Consider the following 18321-nt stretch of genomic DNA (forward strand, 5'->3'; position numbering starts at 1 on the left):
ATTTCAAAGATACGTTTTGTTTAATAAAATCATCAATACATTAAACAAATATATGCTGACGGTCTAAATATTTGTCTATTCTTGAGTCGACTTCTGTAATATTTCAGTAATTTTGCCTAACTTTTTTTCCAGATTTCAATGCAAAATCCTCAAAAAATTGCGGTGGTTGGTTCGGGTTTAGTCGGAACTTTACTGGCAATCTATCTCAAAAGACAAGGACACACAGTTCACGTTTACGACAGAAGCCCTGATATCAGAACGGTTGAATTTTCTGGACGCTCCATCAATTTGGTGATGTCAAATCGCGGTTGGAAAGCCATGGAAGATGTTGGTTTGGATGATGAAATCAGAAAGATTGGAATTCCGGTCGACAAAAGAGCAATTCACCTCAAAGACGGCAAACTCAATTACCAATATTATGGTAAAGACGGCGAAGCTATTTTTTCATTATCGCGTGGTGTTTTAAACCGCAGAATGATTGATTTGGCAGAAGCGGAAGGCGTAACATTTTTCTTTGAACACAAAATTTGGGACGTAACTTTAGCCACAGCAACGCTTCACATTGGGGAAACCGAAAGAGGCGAGTGGACAGAATTGCAATACGATAAAGTATTTGGCGCCGATGGTGCTTTTTCCAGAATCCGCCACAGAATGCAACGCCAAAGCATGTTTGATTACTCGCAAGAGTTCATGAAGTTAGGCTACAAAGAATTACACATTCCGGCCAACGCTGACGGTACGCACAAGATTGATAAGAACTCTTTACACATTTGGCCACGCGGCAATTTTATGCTGATGGCTTTGGCCAATTTAGACGGAAGTTTTACTTGTACGTTGTTCATGCCCTTTGAAGGCGAAAATTCGTTTGAACAATTAAAAGACGAAGCTTCGTTAGTTGATTTCTTTGCCAATTATTTCCCCGATACCGCAGCAGTGATTCCGGATTTGGTTCGCGATTTCTTTAAAAATCCAACCAGTTATTTGGCGATTATGAAGTGCTATCCCTGGACGTTTGAAGATAAAGTGGCTTTGATTGGCGATGCGTCTCACGCGATTGTGCCTTTTTACGGTCACGGAATGAATGCCGGTTTTGAAGACATTACCATTTTGAGCGAAATGATGTCAAAATATGGTGATGATTGGAAAACCATTTTCTCCGAATACCAAAAATCGCGCAAACCTAACGCCGATGCGATTGCCGAATTATCGCTTCGAAACTTCATCGAAATGAGTACCAAAACCGCCGATGAAAAGTTCTTATTGCAAAAGAAAATCGAAAAATGGTTCTCCGACAAACATCCCGATAAATGGATGCCCTTGTACAGTCGCGTGACGTTTAGTTTACAACCTTATGCTGAAGCCTTGGCCATTGGCGATTTCCAAAACAAAATCATGGAAGAAGTCATGCAAATGCCTAATATAGAAGCCATTTGGAATAGTGAAGCAGTCGAGAATAAAATCATAGACTTATTGAAATAATTTTTTTAGGAGCTATTCCAACTATCCGTTGCAATCTTTTTTAAATTGCCGCGGCAATTTAAAAAAGGATTTCCACTGCTATCTGGGCTAGTGCCAGCGCGCCAACTGGCTCTTTCGCTAAAACAGTTCACTGAACTGTTTCTTTACGCTCAGCCCTCTTCCCGATGTACTTTCGTAAAATCAAAAGCCGGTTGGCAAATCGCGATGTATTCGCAAGGTTCGTCAAACGGATTGGAATATTGTACCCGTGTATTTTTCTCAATTTTAATGGATTGTCCTGCTCCCAGGATTACCGTTTCTCCGTCAATGATAAACTGCTTTTTCCCCGAAATGATATAAGTGTATTCGTCAAACTCTGGTGTTTGAAACGGTTCGCTCCATTGAGGCGGTGCAATCATGTGTGCGATTGAAATATCCGGATTGTTAGTCGTGGCATTCCCGTGGTGTTCTTCGATGAGTTTGCCATCAGTCGTTGGCACTACAAAAGGCGCTTTTTGGATAAAGTATTTACTCACTGTTTTATATTGTTTTTTGGTGTTCGTGAACCTTCGGTTTTTTCATTTGTATTCAGTATTAATCCCAAGTGTATTTCCAGCTGCCGTCACTTTGCTTTTTCCAAACGGTGTGAAAAACACCTTTGAATTCTCGTTCTTTTCCCTGAAAATCTTTGATAGACCAAACGTAATTGCCATAAGTATAACCCATGGTTCCATCATTGGATACATCAACATGATTGGGTGTCCAAGTTACTTTAGCCGATTGGTATTTTTGGTCGCTGTAGTACAACTTGATGTTTTCTTTGCCGATAATCAGCGTATCGTTTTCGCGTTTGATGACCGCATTGCTGTCGGCAAAAGTGTAAAAGGCTTCGGGTATGCCTTTGGTTTGTGCCATGTTTTTAAAGTCTTCTTCGGCTTTCAAGACTTCTTTTTTGAAGGGTTCCAAATCGAGTTTAGTTTCGACTTCTTTTTTATTACAGCCTAAAAAGGTAATAGTTACTAGCGCTAAGACGATTTTTTTCATGATTTGATTACTTTTTAAAGATAAAATATACGGCCAAAATTAAGAACACAAAGCCTACAGCATGGTTCCAACGAAAGGTTTCATTTTTGAAAAATAACATTGAGAAAATCACAAAAATGACCAAGGTGATGACTTCTTGTATGACTTTTAATTGCATTAGTGAAAAAGGTCCGCCATTGCCCTGAAAACCAATTTTATTGGCCGGAACTTGGAAACAGTATTCAAACAAAGCCAATCCCCAACTGATTAAAATGATGGTGATCAATCCGGCGTTTTCAAACCATTTGAGTTCTTTGAATTTTAAATGACCATACCATGCCAAAGTCATAAAAACGTTGGACAACACCAATAAACCTATGGTCAAAAACGACTTCATTATTTTCTGAAAAGCTTGTTCAATACACCAAATACACCACGAATAAAAGTAGCGCTGGTCACGACTTTGGTTACTGATTTTCCTATCACTTCGGCCGTGCTCGGCTCGCTGTTTTTCCTTTTCTCTTCTTGCTGTGTTTCTTGAGCGGCTTCGGCTTGTTGGTTGGCTTCCTCAATTTTTTGGGTTAGCATTTCATAAGCACTTTCGCGGTCAACTTCATCATTGTATTTTCTAACCAATTTCGATTTGGCGTTGATTTCGGCAATTTCGCTTTCAGACAAAACATCCATTCTGCTCATCGGTGCACGCATCATGGTAGCGGCTAATGGTGTTGGAACTCCTTTTTCATTTAAAGCGGTGACAAAAGCTTCTCCAATTCCGAGAGAAGTCAATACTTCATCGGTTTTATAATAGTCAGACAGCGGATAATTTTCGGCCGTTTGTTTGATGGCTTGTCGGTCTTTGGCGGTAAATGCTCTTAAAGCGTGTTGGATTTTCAATCCCAATTGGGCCAAAACACTCGCCGGAACATCCATAGGATTTTGGGTCACGAAGTAAACGCCAATTCCTTTGGAACGAATTAGTTTGATGATGGTTTCGATTTGATTTAACAAAGCATCACTGGCTTCGTTAAAAATCAAATGCGCTTCATCAATAAAAATAACTAATTCCGGTTGGTCGGCATCGCCTTTTTCGGGCATCTGTTGGTAGATTTCGGCCAACAAACTCAGCATAAATGTTGAGAATAATTTGGGTTTGTCTTGAATATCAGTCAATCGGAGAATGTTGATATAGCCTTTGCCGTTTTCGTCAAATCGCATCAAATCATCAATTTCGAATGATTTTTCGCCGAAGAAAATATCGCCGCCTTGTTGTTCTAATTCAATGATTTTACGCAGAATAATTCCGGTGGTTGAGGTCGATATTTTGCCGTAGTTTTCTTCGATTTCGTCTTTGCCTTCTTCGGTGATGTAGTTGATGACTTTTTTGATGTCTTTCAAATCCAATAAAGGCATTTGCTTGTCGTCACAATATTTAAAAATTACCGCTACTACTCCGGCTTGGGTATCGTTGAGATCTAAAATTCTGGAAAAAAGCACCGGTCCGAATTCAGAAACCGTGGCACGTAATCTTACGCCGTCTTGTTGAGACAATGACATTAATTCAACCGGAAAGCTTTCGGTTTTATAGGGAATGTTGATTTTGGCATGGCGTTCGGTGATGAATGGTTTTTCTTCGCCTTCTTTGGCTATGCCCGAAAAATCACCTTTGATATCCATCATCAATACCGGAATTCCGAAAGAAGACAATTGTTCTGAAAGCACTTGAATGGTTTTGGTTTTTCCCGTTCCTGTTGCGCCGGCGATAAGGCCATGACGGTTTAGGGTTTTTAAGGGTACTTTAACGAAAGTGTCGGCTATTGCTTCTCCGTTTAAAATAGCGCCGCCAAGAATGATGCTTTCGCCTTTAGAAGAGTAACCTTCAGTAATGTATTTTGAAAAATCGGATGCTGTTGCCATACTATTTTTTAAGGTTTTTTATTGCACCTATAAAGGTAGGGCAAAATAATATAATTTCTAAAATTTATGAAATGTTAATTGTTTTCTTTTAGCAGAAAAAAAGGAGTAATTTTAAATCAATGAAATTGTTTTCGATAAAAATACTTTTTCATATCTTTTTGCGTTATACATATAGATACTTGATTAAAACCTTGAAAATTAGACTTATTTTTATATATTATTTAATGATTTTTTTAAATGGCGATAACTCCTTCAAAAGGGTATTTAAATCGATATGTTATTAAAATTAAAAAAAGTTTTTTTATTTGAAGTAAAAAATTAAATTTGCCCTTAATCAAGTTTATTAACAACTAAAACTTATAATTTATTAAAACTTTTAAAATTTAAAAAAATGGCAAACGTTAAAAAAGAATCTGGGTCTAACGGTTTAGGGATGATGTCAGGAATCATCATTGTAGCATGTATTTTTGTGGGGTGGTTAATCTGGCAGTTTATAATGGGTAATGGTGCTAACTTTGAAGGCGGTGTGAATACAGGTCATCCACTTCCAGGAAACTATTTAGCAATGGTATACAAAGGAGGAGCAGTAGTACCGGTATTGATGGGATTGTTTTTGATGGTAATCGTGTTCTCTATTGAGCGTTTCTTCGTTATCTCAAAAGCAGGCGGAAAAGGAAACTTAGATGCTTTCATGAGAAATGTGCAAGCTAGCGTAAAAGCTGGAAATATTGATGATGCTATCAATGCTTGTGATAAACAACAAGGTTCAGTAGCTAATTCAATTAAAGCAGCATTGGTGAAATACCAAGAGGTTAAAAAAGAAGGATTCACTAGTGAAGAAGCTGCAGAGACTATTCACAAAGAAATAGAAGAGGCTACTTCATTGGAAATGCCAATGTTAGAGAAAAACATGACTATTTTGTCAACTTTAGTGGCGTTAGGTACTCTTGCAGGATTATTAGGAACAGTAACAGGGATGATTAAGGCGTTTGGTGCATTAGCTACTGCAGGTTCGCCAGATCAAGCTGCGTTAGCAAATGGTATTTCTGAGGCATTGATTAATACTGCAACTGGTATCTCAACTTCTGCCTTAGCAATTGTAACTTACAACTTCTTTACTTCTAAAATAGATACTTTAACTTACTCAATTGATGAGGCAGGTTCAACTATCGTGAACACATACAGAAAATTCAGAGGAAGTTTAAAATCATAATTCAGTAATTAGGAAATCTAATTATCGTAATAAAAAATAAATAATGGCTAAAGTAAAAATGTCCAAAAAAGCAACCTCCATCGACATGACTGCGATGTGTGATGTGGCTTTCCTTTTGCTTACATTCTTTATCCTTACGGCAACGGCCAAAGCGCCCGAACCATTACCGGTAGATACGCCTTCATCAACGGTGCAAACCAAATTGCCGGAAACGGATTTGGCTACACTTACAGTTGGAAAGAGTAACGGAGAAAGCCAAGTGTTTTTTGGGGTAAAAGGAAGAGATGTTCGTATAAAAACATTAGAGTTAATGGCTCAAAAATATAATTTAACCTTCACCGAGGACGAAATTAAACAATTCTCACTAGTAGATGAGTTTGGTGTTCCGATTGAAGCGATGAAACAATTATTGGCCATGAAAGCAGCAGATAGAGCAAAACCAGGAACACAGCCTGGGATACCTTGCGATTCTATCAATAACCAACTGAAAGATTGGATTTATACCGCAAGACAGGCAAATATTGATGTAGCTGACAAAGAGCTTCAATTTGCTATCAAAGGCGATGCGAAAGAAGAATATCCCCAGATTAAAAAAATCATGGATATTTTACAGGACCAAAAAATCAATAGCTTTAACTTAGTTACTGGTTTAAGAGGAAAAGATTATTAATTTTAATAATAATATAAAATGGCTGAATTAAATACCGGCGATGGCGGTGGCAAAAAAGGCAGTAAAAAGGTAAGAAGTAAAAAGTCCAATGCAAAAGTGGATCTTACCGCCATGGTGGATTTGGCATTCTTATTGATCACTTTCTTTATGTTGACAACCTCTTTATCAAAACCTCAGTCGATGGATTTGGGTTTGCCTGATAAAGAAAAAGATCCAAACAAGAAGGAACTTGATATAAAAGTTGACCAAGTAAGAACCATGACCATTATCATGGGTAAAGACAACAAGATAAAATGGTTTCATGGATTGCTTGACGCACCTGAACCAGGTGGAGCTCCATCAGATGCTGTTTACGGAAAGAATGGAATTCGTAAAGAAATTTTGAAAAGAGTTACTTCGATACCACAAGCAACAGGCAGTAAAGATAAAGGCATGATCGTAATTATCAAGCCCTCAAAAAAATCAACCTACAGAAACTTGGTAGATATTTTAGATGAAATGGCTATTTGTAATGTGCCAACTTATGCTATCGTAAACGAGATTACTCCAGAGGAACAAAAACTAGTAGATGAAATGAACAAGTAATGTCTTGTGCTAATCTTTAAAAAGTAACATTATGAAATTAGACTTATTTAAAAGACAGTGGATAGACATCGTTTTTGAGGGACGTAACAAAGCCTATGGTGCTTATGAGTTGCGTAAGGAAAACCCAAAAACAACTGTACGTTCACTGCTTATTGGAACATTGATTTTTGGTCTTGCAGTAGCATCACCACTAATAGCAGATTTAATACCGGATAGTTCAGATGATGAAGCTGTATTGGATAAAAAAATTGTAACGATAAAATTACCACCTAAGGAAGAACAACCTAAGGATCTTCCACCGCCTCCGCCACCTCCACCAAAAGTGGACCAAGTGAAGTTTGTGAAGCCGGTTGTGGCAAAGACAGAAGAAATTGTCGAAGAGCCACCTAAGATGGAAGAAATTAAAGATAAAAATTTAGGTAAAGAAACCATCAAAGGTGATCCTGATGCAGAGCTAAGAGTGGAGCCAGTTGGAACAGGACCAAGTGTAATAGAGGAAGATAATAACATTTACAACACAGCCGGTATTGAAGTAAAGCCTGATTTTCCAGGAGGTTTAGAGAAGTTCTACAAATTCGTTGGTAAGAATTTCCAAGTTCCGGAAGAAGAAGGTTTAAAAGGAAAGATATTTGTGACCTTCGTTGTTGAGAAAGACGGTTCATTAACCGATATCAAAGTAATCCGAGACATTGGTTACGGAACAGGTAAAGAAGCCATAAGAGTTTTGAAATCTTGTCCGAGATGGAACCCTGGTGAGCAGAATGGTAAAAAGGTTAGAGTATTGTACTCATTACCGATTTCTATCCAGTCAGCAGAATAAATGGTTTCAAAAATCATAGAAAATTTTCAGAAGAAATCGCTTAAAGAGCGATTTCTTCTCGTTATTAGCTTATTGAATTTTATTGCTTTCGGTGTGTTAGGACTGCTTTTGTTGTTCTGGGACAAACTAAAACTGAATCTGCCCAATAATCTTCAAATAATTGTAGGTTGCCTTATAATATTATTTGGTTTTTTGCGTTTTATTACACAAATAAAGCGTTTGAATAATTTAGATGATGAATAAAATAACTAAAACCATTACCGGTTTTCTCCTGCTGACATTATTGTTTGTTTTTTCTTGTCAAAAGAGCAACAACAATAAGTTAGATACTGTTATTGAAGGGAAAGCAACCATATATGTTGATGAGTCTATTCTGCCGATAATTGAAGACGAAGAAGCCGTTTTTGAAACGCAATACAAAGCCCAGCTGAATTTGGTTTCACAATCAGAAAATGAAGTCCTGAATGCTTTATTAAATGATACGGCCACTATCGCAGTGCTAACAAGAACATTGTTGCCGGAAGAGTTAAAAGCTTTTCAAGCCAAAAAAATCAATCCGAAAATTACGCCTTTCGCTACTGACGCAGTCGCTTTTATCAGAAACAAGTCAGTCAACGATTCTTTAATTGTTTTACAAGAGGTGTATGATTTTCTAAAGGGGAAATCCGGGTCGACTATTAAAGGCTTAGTATTTGACAATGTAAACTCAAGTACAGCAAGATTCATTTCTCAGAAATCAGGAGTTTCGGTTGCCGGTCAAAAAAATGTTTTTTCTTTCAAGACTAATGAGGAAGTTATAAAATATGTAGCCGAGAATGACGGAATGATTGGAGTGATTGGCATAAATTGGGTCTTCCAACCGCCATTGGATTTACAAGAAACTGTTGATAGAGTTACTGTTTTAGGTGTAAAAGGTGTTGATTCAAATGAATTCATATTCCCTACACAAGATAACTTGGCACAAGGCAAATATCCTTTGGCACGTGTTTTGCACATCGTCAACTGTCAAGGTTACTCAGGGCTAGGAATGGGATTTGCTTCTTTCCTGGGAGGAGAAAGAGGACAACGCATTATTTTAAAATCAGGTTTAGTTCCTGAGCGCGTGCCCACCAGAAAAATCATGATTAGAAACAATATTACTAAAGATAAAAATTAAAAATTGCAAGATGAACAAGTTTAAAATATTCAGCTTAGCGTTAGTAGCAACTACTGTTGCGAAAGCACAGGATTTGGAAACGGCGAAGAAAGCTATTGATGCTGAACAATTTGAAAAGGCTAAATCGTTATTGAAATCTGTTATACAATCCAAACCTTCCAATGGGAAAGCCGCTTTTCTTTTGGGTAATATTTACCTAAAACAAAATATAGCTGACTCGGCTACAATCTATTTTCAAAAAGGATTAACCGCCAGTGAAGGAGCAAGATTGAACAACATCGGATTGGCTCAGATGGATTTGGATGCCAATAATAGAGCGGCGGCCCAAGCTAAATTTGACCTGGTTACGAAAGATTTAAAAAAGAAAGACACCGAGGAGTACATCTATATCGCTCGTGCTTTTATGAATGCGGACAAACCTGATTACGCCAGTGCAATAGCAGTTTTGACCAAAGCCGCTACAGCAAATCCTACAGATGCTCAAGTACAATTGGCTTTAGGGGATGCTTATTACGGAGAAAAAAAACAAAACGAAGCTTATGTAGCTTACAGAAATGCCTACCAAACAGATAGTTCTTTGATTAGAGCTAAAATGCAATTGGGTGTTTTGTTAAAAGGGGCCAAAGCTTATACGGAAGCAGTGAAAGCTTACAACGAAGTAATCGCTATCAATCCTAATTATGGTCCGGTTTACAGAGAGTTGGCCGAAACCCATTACCTATGGGGCAATAATGTACCTTCTACCTACACAGAAAACATTCAAAAAGCTTTAGGTTTTTATGAAAAATACATGAGTCTAACGGATTATTCAATTACCTCACGTATGCGTCACGCCGACTTTTTAATCTTGGCTAAAGATTATAAAGCTTTGGAAGTAGAAGCCAATAAAATGAAAGAATTGGATGGGGTAAACCCAAGAATCCTCCGTTATTTGGGATATTCAGCTTACGAAAATGGTAATCCTGATGCCGCTTTAGACGCATTGCAAAAATATACAGCTAATCCAGCAAACAAGATTATTCCACGTGATTACTTGTACTTAGGTCAAGCCAAAATTAAAAAAGGAAGTAGTGCCGATGGTAAAACAATTGACCCTACTTTATTTGCTTCAGCTATCGAAGATATTAAAAAGGCAGTTGAAATGGAGCCTTTAGCAGCTAATGAATTAAATGAATTAGGGAAAAAATTATATGATGTAAAAGCGTTTTCAGCTGCGGCTGCCATTTTTGAAATAGCGGTAACCATTCCAACTTCTAAAAATTATTTGTTGGATAATTTCTACTTAGGGAACTCATTATATTATGATAACACCAGGAAAGATGTAATAAAAGCAGATCCAATTGCTTTGCAAAAAGCTGACGCCGCCTTCGGAAATGTAATTACAGCTTCGCCTACAACCCAAGATGCTTATTTGTTCAGAGCCAGAACCAATAACTTATTGGAGAATGATGAGATGATGGCAACCTACTATCAACAATACATTGACGTAGTCACCGCAAAAGGTGAAGCGGAAGTAACTAAAAACAAATCAAAATTCATTGAGGCCTACAACAGTATGGCGGCGCATTATGCCAATACAGACAAAGCCAAAGCCAAAGAGTTTTTTAATAAAACATTAGCCCTTGACCCGGCGAATAACTATGCAATTGAGTCATTGAAATTATTGAAATAACAATGTTGCCATAATTTAAAGACCGTCTCAATCCAATTGAGGCGGTTTTTTATTGCTTGACAATTTCAAAATTTCAAATTAACTCATATCTAAATTGAGTATCTTTGCCCACTATATTTTATATAATGCTATCAAAAGAAACACAATTAGCCGTTGATAAAGGAGAAATGCTTCCGTTAATGGAAGAATTTTATACCATCCAAGGCGAAGGTTATCATACCGGAACAGCGGCTTATTTTATTAGAATAGGCGGTTGCGATGTGGGTTGTCATTGGTGCGATGTGAAAGAAAGCTGGAATGCCGAATTGCATCCACCGACCAATACCGATACAATAGTAGACAATGCTTTTAAATATGCCGATACCGTGGTGGTAACCGGTGGAGAACCCTTAACATGGGACATGACATTGCTAACGCAAAAATTAAAAGCCAAAAATCTTAAAGTACATATTGAGACATCCGGTGCTTACCCGGTTTCAGGGACTTGGGATTGGTTTTGTTTATCACCCAAAAAAAACAAATTGCCGGTTGAGCAGGCTTATGCTATTGCCAGTGAGTTAAAAGTAATTATCTACAACAAACACGATTTTATTTTTGCCGAAGAGCAAGCGGCTAAAGTCAATCCGAATGCAATGCTTTTTCTACAACCCGAATGGAGCAAAAAAGAAGAGATGACACCGCTGATTGTTGATTATGTAATGAATAATCCAAAATGGAGGGTTTCATTGCAAACACATAAATATTTAAATATACCGTAGTATAATGAAAACTATTAAAATTTTGATTTTTTTCCTTTTCCCATTGTTGGGCTTTGGTCAAATTGTTGAGATGGCACCAACAACAACTTCCAACGACAATAATATTTACAATACAGCAGGAATTGATGTTAAACCTGAGTTTCCTGGAGGTTTGGGAGAATTTTATAAATATGTTGGTAAGAATTACAAAACCCCGAATGTTAAAGGGTTAAAAGGGAAAGTATTTGTGACGTTTGTAATCGAAAAAGACGGTAGTCTTTCGGATATTAAAGTTATAAAAGATATTGGTCTTGGAACCGGAGAAGAAGCTATCAGGGTTTTGAAAGCTTGTCCAAATTGGATTCCCGGAGAACAAAATGGAAAAAAAGTCAGAGTAATGTATTCTTTGCCTATTTCAATCCAATTGCCCTAGTATAAAAGGTTAATCGAAGTTGTTTTTATTTCACCAAAAAAAAGTATTTTTACCATTATTAATCAATTTAAAAAAAATGAAAAAGTTATTATTAGCCGTTGTTTTTGGACTAGTGTCACAATTGGGTTTTTCACAAGACAAAGCAACCAGAGAAGATGTAATACAAGTTATTGAAAAAAGTGGTGCTTTAGGTCAAATAGATGCTGCTAAGAAACAGGTGTTGGAAATGATTCCAGCTGATAAAAAAGCGGCATTTGCTGTAGAATTTGATATTATTATAAAAAAAGCTACAGATTCTACCATCGATATTTATATCCAAGAGTACACCAAAGAAGATGTTAAGGCTATATTGGCTTTTTACAACAGTCCGGTTGGAAAAAAGATGTCTGAAAAAGCAAGTGTCATTGCACAAAAATCACAAGATTCTATGATGAGCTTACAAGGTGAAGTACAGGCCTTGGTTATGAAATACATGCAGTAATCAATACACATAAAATAAAGTTAAAATCCCAAGCACTGTTTGGGATTTTTTATTTTTACCAAAAATACTTCATCATCAAAAAAACATATCAATTTCATGAAATCACAATTTTTACTAGATCCGTCTGTCACTTTCTTAAACCACGGTTCTTTTGGGGCATGCCCCAAACCTATTTTTGAAGCCTATCAACGTTTTCAATTAGAGTTGGAAAAAGAACCTGTAGTCTTTATCCAAAAGAAATTGCCTCAATATTTGAAACAGGCCAAAGCACCATTGGCTGAATTTATAGGTTGTGAAGCTGAGGATTTCTTTTTTGTACCCAATCCGACTGTGGCGATTAATACCGTAATGCGAAGTCTGAAATTGCAATCCGGAGACGAGATATTAGCCACCAATCATGAATATGGTGCCATGGACAGAACTTGGAATTTTTATTGCAAAAAATCTGGTGCCAAATATGTTCGTCAATCCATCAGTTTGCCGATTGTGTCCAAAGAACAAATCATTGAGGAGTTTTGGAAAGGATATAATAGTAATACCAAAGTGGTTTTCTTGAACCAAATGTCGAGTTCAACAGCTTTGATTTTTCCGGTTAAGGAGATTTGCGATAAAGCACAAGAATTAGGATTAATCACCATTGTTGATGGTGCCCACATTCCCGGTCATATTGATCTAAATTTAACCGATTTGAATCCCGATTTCTATACAGGAACGCTGCACAAATGGATGTTGGCTCCCAAAGGCAGTTCCTTTTTATACGTCAAAAAAGAATTCCAAGCCGAGATTGATCCTTTGGTGGTGAGTTGGGGTTATGAAAGTTTGGCGCCAAGCGACAGTCAGTTTTTGGACTACCACGAGTACCAGGGAACTAATGATCATTCCGCTTTTTTATGTACGCCCAAAGTCATTGAATTTTTAGAACAAAATAATTGGAAGGAAAAATCAAAAGCTTGCAAAGAAATTGTCTTTGCCAATTACCAACGCTTTTGTGATTTGCTTAAAACCCAACCTTTAGCACCCATTACAGAAGAGTTTTTAGGCCAGATGGCAAGTATTCCTGTAAAGACTTCGAAACCGGCAGAGTTGAAAGACTTGCTTTATGATCAATACAAAATCCAAATTCCGGTGATGCCTTTGAATGGAGATATTTATTTGCGCTACTCCATTAATGCTTATAATTCTCAGGAAGATTTAGATATTTTGTACAGAGCATTGGAAGATATTATCAAAACTACAGATTTGATAGAAATCTAAAACCCTAGCCCGGATAGGAACGGCATCCTTTTACACCTGTCAGGGTTTTAAAACCTGACAGGTGTAAAAGATAAAGTGGATAGCCGGATTAAGCTCCTAAAAAAGCTTAGCCAAATAATCATAATGTTTGCCTTCGACAACCAATTCACATTCCAAACCATTGGCATGAGCGGCATTTTGCAAGGTGTTGTAATCGAGATATAGCCAAGGGAAAGTATCCTCGATTTGACCTTTATAGGAAACAGTAAACGTCAGTTCGCCATAATAACCATTGGCCGGAACCAAGTAAGCGCCGTCTTCATCTTCATCAAACATGTAAATAATGTCGGAACTGTCTATCAAAATCTGACCATTCGGATTTAAAAGGGATTTTAATTTTTGCAAATAGGTCGTGGTTTCGGCTAAGGTCCCAAAGATTCCGGTGCCGTTCATCAATAATAAAATGGTGTCGAACTTTTCATTCTTAACATCCAATACATTCTGAACTCGGGCATTTTTCACGCCGCGAAGTTCGCAAGCTTTGATGGCTTTGGGGGAAATGTCAATCGCTGTAACGTCAAACCCTTTTTCCTGTAAGTACAAACTATGGCTTCCGGCGCCACAACCTATGTCGAGGATTTTGCCTTTGGCAAGTTGGAGTGCTTTCTTTTCCAATTTCGGCATATCATTATAACTGCGAAAAAGATAGTCTACACTCATTTCATCAGCTTCGGAGATATTGGTTTCAGTGACCAAATCTTCGGGTGAATTGTCGGTTTGAAAATCGAGTATGGCTTCTCCAAAAAGGTCTTTCATGAGTTTATTCGGTTATTCGGTTATTTGGTTATTCGTTTTATGTAATTTTGCAATTCATTCATCAAATAACCAAATTGACAAATCCAAGAATTGATATATTACAAAAGTTAGCCAAAGATAAGCATATCGAAAACAAAAAGTATTTCGACAAGCTCAAAAAGAAAGTGCCTAAGAATTTGGATTATGTGATGCAGGATTTACATGAGGCCGAGTTCAAACGCACCGATTGTTTAGAATGTGCCAATTGCTGTAAAACAACCGGACCATTATTTACGTCGGCGGATATTGAACGCATAGCGAAGCATTTGAAACAAAAGCCACAGCAGTTTATCGATCAGTATTTGCGTATCGATGAAGATAAAGATTATGTGTTGCAAAATGTACCTTGTACCTTTTTGGACCACGAAAATTACTGTATGATTTATGAAGTTCGTCCCAAAGCTTGTCGCGAATTTCCGCATACGGATAGAAAGAAGTTCCAGCAAATTTCCGACCTGACTTTGAAGAATGTGGCCATTTGTCCGGCAGCCTACAACATAGTAGAAGAAATGAAGAAACGTTTACCTTTATAATATTAAAATGAAAGTGTATAGATCAAAAATCGACTGGTGGTTGATTATCGTTATTTTTATAGTGTTCTGTTATCCGATGGTAGAAGGGGTATTGAGTAAAGACTATGTTATGTTTTCGGTTTCTTTCGGAATTTTAAGTTTGGTTTTTCTCATGTTCAAATCTATTAAGTACAAGATTGACGGTGAGAATCTTCATATTTGGTGGACCAAAATCGACATAAAATCGATTAAAAAAATCTACAGCACTCACAATCCACTGAGTTCTCCGGCTTTGTCTTTAGACAGAATAGCGGTGGTTTACAATAAGTATGATGAAGTGCTGATTTCGCCTAAAGAGCGCGAAGACTTCATTCGTGAACTTTTAAAAATCAATCCCAATATAGTAGTGGTGGCATAATAAACCGCTCTTTTTTACGTTTTATAAAAAAGAACGTTATGAAAAGGCTTTCCCTTTATTTGTTACTGATTTACTTTTTTTCCTTAGCAACGGCACTGTTTGGCTATTGGATAGATACCGACAAACCGATAAATTCTTTTGCTTATCAAATGTTTGAAGTCTTTGCGCTGTCCTTAGTTATCTATGTAGTGTTGTTAGTGGTGTTTTTTGCCCCTTACTTTTTGTTCCAATTTTTCAGGAAAATGGTCAAAGGCAACCGCTAATAAATCAGGTATTTTTGACGCATTACTTTAAACTCACTTAAACCTTTCTCCCAAGATTTTCTGATATCGGCTTCCGAGGTTCCGGCTTCAATCTGTTCGCGCAATTTTTTGGTTCCGGCCAATTTGGTAAAGAAATCGTTAAAGAATTTGGTTTTGTCTGAAGTGGTATTGTAGGCTTTGATCAACCATTTTAATTCCAAACGATTCACTTTTTGAATTTGACTTAAATCTTCCCCATAGCACAACAGGTCTTTATGCATCGGTTCTTTGGCACCAAAATTCGGAATAGGAGTAAAGCTGAAACCGTTTTTAGGAAGAAAAGGCGAGCCGTAAATCTGAAACTGTTTCTCTGTTCCGCGTCCCGAACTCACATTCGTTCCTTCAAACAAACACAAACTGGCATATAGGTTAATGGCTTGGTCATTGGGCAAGTTGGGCGAAGGTTTTACAGGCAAACTGTATGGCATTTCCCTTTTGTAATTCAAGCATGGAATCACAGTCAAGTTGCATTGTACTTCGTTTTTCAACCATTTTTCGCCGTTAATCATTTGCGCATATTCGCCAATGGTCATGCCGTGTAATAACGGAATGGGATGCATGCCCACAAAGCTGCTGTGCTCTTTTTCCAAAATCGGCCCGTCCACAATAGCGCCATTTGGATTGGGTCTGTCCAAAACAATCAATGGAATGTTGTTTTCGGCACAAGCTTCCATAATATAATGTAGCGAAGAGATATAGGTGTAAAATCTAGCGCCGACATCTTGCAAATCAAAAACCATAACGTCAATTCCGGTCAATTGTTCCGGTTTGGGTTTTTTGTTATTGCCATACAAGGAAATGATGGGCAAACCGGTTTTGGTGTCTTTGCCGTCTTTAATCAATTCACCCGCATCGGCTGTGCCGCGAAAACCGTGTTCGGGAGCGTATATTTTTTGAACGTTGATTTTTTGGGCTATAAGGTAATCGACTAAATGTGTTTTGTCAGTAAGGATTCCGGTTTGGTTGGTCACAATGCCAACTTTCTTGTCCTTTAATAAAGAAAGGTAAGCAGTATAATTGTCAGCACCTGTTTTTATTGAAGCCGTTGGTGCCGGGTTTTTAATTTCGGGCTCAAGATTTCGCGTTCTGATTTTTTCTCCAATACCGCAAGAAGAAGAAATAAACAAATAGGCTAAAAGCAATAAGATACCGTTGATAAAATATTTCATAACAAATGATTTTCTAAAATGGGCAATAATTCAGGGCCAATAACTTTGTGTATCTTTGTCGCAAACGACTAATAAATTGAAACCGGAATACTTTATAGCCAAAAGACTGATTACTGCTAAAGACCATAAAAGTAGTATTTCTGCGCCAATAATAAAAATTGCCATCACCGCTATTGCCTTGGGCATGATCATGATGATTGTTTCTATTGCTACCGGTATTGGCCTCCAACAAAAAATACGCCAAAAGGTTTCCGCGTTTAACGGTCATATTATTATTTCAGGGTACAACGACAACAATTCTGATGTCAGCACCAAGCCCATTTCCGTCAACCAAAGTTTTTATCCCAAGTTCAAAAATGTTGAAGGCATCACACATGTACAAGCGGTCGCCAGCAAAGCCGGCATCATCAGAACCGAAACGGCTTTCGAAGGGATTATCTTCAAAGGTGTTGGGAAAGATTACGAAACCACTAATCTGGAAGAGTATTTAATCGAAGGCAGATTGCCCAATTTTAAAACCAATCTCAATGAAGAAGTTTTAATCTCACAATATCTGGCCAATAGACTTGGACTTAAACTCAACGACAAGTTTGTAACCTATTTTATGAAAGAAAACAGCGAAGGCTACAACTTGCGTAATTTTGATATTGTCGGGATTTACAATTCCGGCTTCCAAGAATTCGATGCCAGTTATGTAATCGGCGATATCCGTCACGTGCAAAGAATCAACAAATGGAAGTCAGACGAAATTGGTTCTTTTGAAGTCTTTGTTGATGACTTTACCCAAATCGAACAAAAAGGACAACAAGTGTATGCGGAAACTTCTTCCACGCTGGATACCCAAACCATAGTCGAAAAATTCTATTACATCTTCGAATGGCTCAAACTGTTTGATTTCAATATCATAGTGATTCTAATCGTTATGATAGTCGTTTCTACTATTAATATGGTGGTTGCGCTATTGGTTTTAATTTTAGAGCGAACCCAAATGATAGGAATTCTAAAATCACTTGGCGCCAACAATTGGACCGTCCGAAAAATATTCCTCTACAACGCCGCTTACCTTATCGGAAGAGGATTGCTTTGGGGTAACATAATAGGTATTGGGTTGCTATTGCTCCAAAAATACTTCGGTATCATCAAACTCAATCCGGAAAGTTACTACGTCAATGAAGCACCGGTCGACATCAACCTATTTTACATACTGCTTTTAAACATAGGAACTGTAGCCGTTTGTCTATTGGTTTTATTAATCCCATCCTATATCATAACCAAAATCACACCTTCAAAATCTATCCGTTTCGAATAGGAGCGAATGGCTTGTTTTGTTTCAGTAATCCATTTTCCCGCTTTTCACTGTGCATGGCGCCGTTTCAATCGGGGCTATAGGATAGGCTTTTTGGGCAATTTTGTAAACAATTCATAAAGCTATCGACGAACTGCATTTGTAAAAAACGCAGAATCAATGGATTAAAAAAAAGATAAAAAAAGGGTAATTTTTATTTGGAAATGGAGGATTTTAGTTTTTATATTTGCACCCCGCAAGAGAGGGATTGTTCATTGATAAACTGAAAAACGAGGAATTTAAAATAAATTCAAAAATAATTTTAAAAAGCCTTGTTAGTTTAAAAAGAATAGTTACTTTTGCACCCGCTTTGAGACACAAG

20 protein-coding genes and 1 pseudogene are annotated in these 18321 nt (G+C 37.5%); 15 read left to right on the top strand and 6 right to left on the bottom strand.

Annotated features, from left to right (window positions below):
* The first annotated feature begins 138 nt into the window (after positions 1-138).
* On the top strand, positions 139-1479 hold the full coding sequence (locus HA632_RS10595) for an NAD(P)/FAD-dependent oxidoreductase (RefSeq protein WP_176307135.1): 1341 nt from the start codon (positions 139-141) through the stop codon (positions 1477-1479).
* A gap of 149 nt (positions 1480-1628) precedes the next feature.
* On the opposite strand, the gene HA632_RS10600 is transcribed toward HA632_RS10595, so the two are convergent.
* From HA632_RS10600 to HA632_RS10615, 4 genes are read right to left on the bottom strand one after another with little or no spacing between them, the layout of a single operon-like run.
* Positions 1629-1994 carry a cupin domain-containing protein gene (locus tag HA632_RS10600; protein WP_176307136.1) on the bottom strand — a complete coding sequence of 122 codons (366 nt, stop codon included), beginning with the start codon at positions 1992-1994 and terminating at the stop codon, positions 1629-1631.
* Positions 1995-2052: 58 nt separating this feature from the next.
* Positions 2053-2502, bottom strand: a complete 450-nt coding sequence (locus HA632_RS10605; protein ID WP_176307137.1) for a DUF4440 domain-containing protein — start codon at positions 2500-2502, stop codon at positions 2053-2055.
* Between the two features lie 7 nt (positions 2503-2509).
* Positions 2510-2878, bottom strand: coding sequence for a DMT family protein (locus HA632_RS10610; RefSeq protein WP_176307138.1), 369 nt, complete (start codon positions 2876-2878; stop codon positions 2510-2512).
* Positions 2878-4398 (bottom strand): helicase HerA-like domain-containing protein, encoded by a 1521-nt coding sequence (locus tag HA632_RS10615; protein ID WP_176307139.1) that lies wholly within the window; start codon positions 4396-4398, stop codon positions 2878-2880. The genes HA632_RS10610 and HA632_RS10615 overlap by 1 nt, the downstream gene beginning before the upstream one ends.
* A 391-nt stretch (positions 4399-4789) precedes the next feature.
* Between HA632_RS10615 and HA632_RS10620 the strand changes: the two genes are divergently transcribed.
* The 10 genes and pseudogenes from HA632_RS10620 to HA632_RS10665 all read left to right on the top strand — a co-directional run bounded on the left by HA632_RS10620 (position 4790) and on the right by HA632_RS10665 (position 13419).
* Positions 4790-5611: a MotA/TolQ/ExbB proton channel family protein gene (locus HA632_RS10620; protein WP_176307140.1), complete on the top strand. Its 822-nt coding sequence runs from the start codon at positions 4790-4792 to the stop codon at positions 5609-5611.
* A gap of 43 nt (positions 5612-5654) precedes the next feature.
* Positions 5655-6281: a biopolymer transporter ExbD gene (locus HA632_RS10625; RefSeq protein ID WP_176307141.1), complete on the top strand. Its 627-nt coding sequence runs from the start codon at positions 5655-5657 to the stop codon at positions 6279-6281.
* Positions 6282-6299: 18 nt separating this feature from the next.
* Positions 6300-6866, top strand: coding sequence for a biopolymer transporter ExbD (locus HA632_RS10630; protein WP_176307142.1), 567 nt, complete (start codon positions 6300-6302; stop codon positions 6864-6866).
* Between the two features lie 31 nt (positions 6867-6897).
* Positions 6898-7686, top strand: a complete 789-nt coding sequence (locus HA632_RS10635) for an energy transducer TonB (RefSeq protein ID WP_176307143.1) — start codon at positions 6898-6900, stop codon at positions 7684-7686.
* 232 nt (positions 7687-7918) lie between these two features.
* Positions 7919-8842, top strand: a complete 924-nt coding sequence (locus HA632_RS10640) for a substrate-binding domain-containing protein (protein ID WP_317174603.1) — start codon at positions 7919-7921, stop codon at positions 8840-8842.
* Between the two features lie 10 nt (positions 8843-8852).
* Positions 8853-10514: a tetratricopeptide repeat protein gene (locus HA632_RS10645; RefSeq protein WP_176307144.1), complete on the top strand. Its 1662-nt coding sequence runs from the start codon at positions 8853-8855 to the stop codon at positions 10512-10514.
* Between the two features lie 125 nt (positions 10515-10639).
* Positions 10640-11272 (top strand): 7-carboxy-7-deazaguanine synthase QueE, encoded by a 633-nt coding sequence (locus HA632_RS10650; protein ID WP_176307145.1) that lies wholly within the window; start codon positions 10640-10642, stop codon positions 11270-11272.
* A 94-nt stretch (positions 11273-11366) separates the two neighbouring features.
* Positions 11367-11684, top strand: a pseudogene (locus HA632_RS10655) (energy transducer TonB); the annotation flags it as partial.
* A 76-nt stretch (positions 11685-11760) separates the two neighbouring features.
* Positions 11761-12165: a DUF2059 domain-containing protein gene (locus HA632_RS10660; protein ID WP_176307147.1), complete on the top strand. Its 405-nt coding sequence runs from the start codon at positions 11761-11763 to the stop codon at positions 12163-12165.
* A 96-nt stretch (positions 12166-12261) separates the two neighbouring features.
* Positions 12262-13419: an aminotransferase class V-fold PLP-dependent enzyme gene (locus tag HA632_RS10665; protein ID WP_176307148.1), complete on the top strand. Its 1158-nt coding sequence runs from the start codon at positions 12262-12264 to the stop codon at positions 13417-13419.
* A gap of 96 nt (positions 13420-13515) precedes the next feature.
* On the opposite strand, the gene HA632_RS10670 is transcribed toward HA632_RS10665, so the two are convergent.
* A complete protein-coding gene (locus HA632_RS10670; RefSeq protein ID WP_176307149.1) occupies positions 13516-14214 on the bottom strand; it encodes a bifunctional 2-polyprenyl-6-hydroxyphenol methylase/3-demethylubiquinol 3-O-methyltransferase UbiG in 699 nt (232 codons plus the stop codon).
* 74 nt (positions 14215-14288) lie between these two features.
* Between HA632_RS10670 and HA632_RS10675 the strand changes: the two genes are divergently transcribed.
* From HA632_RS10675 to HA632_RS10685, 3 genes are read left to right on the top strand one after another with little or no spacing between them, the layout of a single operon-like run.
* Complete coding sequence (locus tag HA632_RS10675) at positions 14289-14786, top strand: YkgJ family cysteine cluster protein (protein ID WP_176307150.1); 498 nt, start codon at positions 14289-14291, stop codon at positions 14784-14786.
* A 7-nt stretch (positions 14787-14793) separates the two neighbouring features.
* On the top strand, positions 14794-15183 hold the full coding sequence (locus tag HA632_RS10680) for a PH domain-containing protein (protein ID WP_176307151.1): 390 nt from the start codon (positions 14794-14796) through the stop codon (positions 15181-15183).
* Between the two features lie 38 nt (positions 15184-15221).
* Positions 15222-15446, top strand: a complete 225-nt coding sequence (locus tag HA632_RS10685) for a hypothetical protein (protein WP_176307152.1) — start codon at positions 15222-15224, stop codon at positions 15444-15446.
* On the opposite strand, the gene HA632_RS10690 is transcribed toward HA632_RS10685, so the two are convergent.
* A complete protein-coding gene (locus HA632_RS10690; RefSeq protein WP_176307153.1) occupies positions 15443-16654 on the bottom strand; it encodes an exo-beta-N-acetylmuramidase NamZ domain-containing protein in 1212 nt (403 codons plus the stop codon). The two genes, HA632_RS10685 and HA632_RS10690, sit on opposite strands and share 4 nt — an antisense overlap.
* A gap of 76 nt (positions 16655-16730) precedes the next feature.
* Between HA632_RS10690 and HA632_RS10695 the strand changes: the two genes are divergently transcribed.
* Positions 16731-17963, top strand: coding sequence for an ABC transporter permease (locus HA632_RS10695; protein WP_176307191.1), 1233 nt, complete (start codon positions 16731-16733; stop codon positions 17961-17963).
* Positions 17964-18321 lie beyond the last annotated feature (358 nt).

The sequence above is a fragment of the Flavobacterium sp. J49 genome, assembly GCF_011742145.1.
Lineage (GTDB): Bacteria > Bacteroidota > Bacteroidia > Flavobacteriales > Flavobacteriaceae > Flavobacterium.

What these genes read in the sequence shown, in the direction of transcription:
- HA632_RS10665 (WP_176307148.1), top strand. Translation starts at nt 12,262, where the DNA reads ATGAAATCACAATTTTTACTAGATCCGTCTGTCACTTTCTTAAACCAC.
- HA632_RS10640 (WP_317174603.1), top strand. Translation starts at nt 7,919, where the DNA reads ATGATGAATAAAATAACTAAAACCATTACCGGTTTTCTCCTGCTGACA.
- HA632_RS10620 (WP_176307140.1), top strand. Translation starts at nt 4,790, where the DNA reads ATGGCAAACGTTAAAAAAGAATCTGGGTCTAACGGTTTAGGGATGATG.
- HA632_RS10670 (WP_176307149.1), bottom strand. Translation starts at nt 14,214, where the DNA reads ATGAAAGACCTTTTTGGAGAAGCCATACTCGATTTTCAAACCGACAAT.
- HA632_RS10605 (WP_176307137.1), bottom strand. Translation starts at nt 2,502, where the DNA reads ATGAAAAAAATCGTCTTAGCGCTAGTAACTATTACCTTTTTAGGCTGT.
- HA632_RS10645 (WP_176307144.1), top strand. Translation starts at nt 8,853, where the DNA reads ATGAACAAGTTTAAAATATTCAGCTTAGCGTTAGTAGCAACTACTGTT.
- HA632_RS10625 (WP_176307141.1), top strand. Translation starts at nt 5,655, where the DNA reads ATGGCTAAAGTAAAAATGTCCAAAAAAGCAACCTCCATCGACATGACT.
- HA632_RS10615 (WP_176307139.1), bottom strand. Translation starts at nt 4,398, where the DNA reads ATGGCAACAGCATCCGATTTTTCAAAATACATTACTGAAGGTTACTCT.
- HA632_RS10685 (WP_176307152.1), top strand. Translation starts at nt 15,222, where the DNA reads ATGAAAAGGCTTTCCCTTTATTTGTTACTGATTTACTTTTTTTCCTTA.
- HA632_RS10610 (WP_176307138.1), bottom strand. Translation starts at nt 2,878, where the DNA reads ATGAAGTCGTTTTTGACCATAGGTTTATTGGTGTTGTCCAACGTTTTT.
- HA632_RS10650 (WP_176307145.1), top strand. Translation starts at nt 10,640, where the DNA reads ATGCTATCAAAAGAAACACAATTAGCCGTTGATAAAGGAGAAATGCTT.
- HA632_RS10690 (WP_176307153.1), bottom strand. Translation starts at nt 16,654, where the DNA reads ATGAAATATTTTATCAACGGTATCTTATTGCTTTTAGCCTATTTGTTT.
- HA632_RS10635 (WP_176307143.1), top strand. Translation starts at nt 6,898, where the DNA reads ATGAAATTAGACTTATTTAAAAGACAGTGGATAGACATCGTTTTTGAG.
- HA632_RS10660 (WP_176307147.1), top strand. Translation starts at nt 11,761, where the DNA reads ATGAAAAAGTTATTATTAGCCGTTGTTTTTGGACTAGTGTCACAATTG.
- HA632_RS10630 (WP_176307142.1), top strand. Translation starts at nt 6,300, where the DNA reads ATGGCTGAATTAAATACCGGCGATGGCGGTGGCAAAAAAGGCAGTAAA.
- HA632_RS10595 (WP_176307135.1), top strand. Translation starts at nt 139, where the DNA reads ATGCAAAATCCTCAAAAAATTGCGGTGGTTGGTTCGGGTTTAGTCGGA.
- HA632_RS10680 (WP_176307151.1), top strand. Translation starts at nt 14,794, where the DNA reads ATGAAAGTGTATAGATCAAAAATCGACTGGTGGTTGATTATCGTTATT.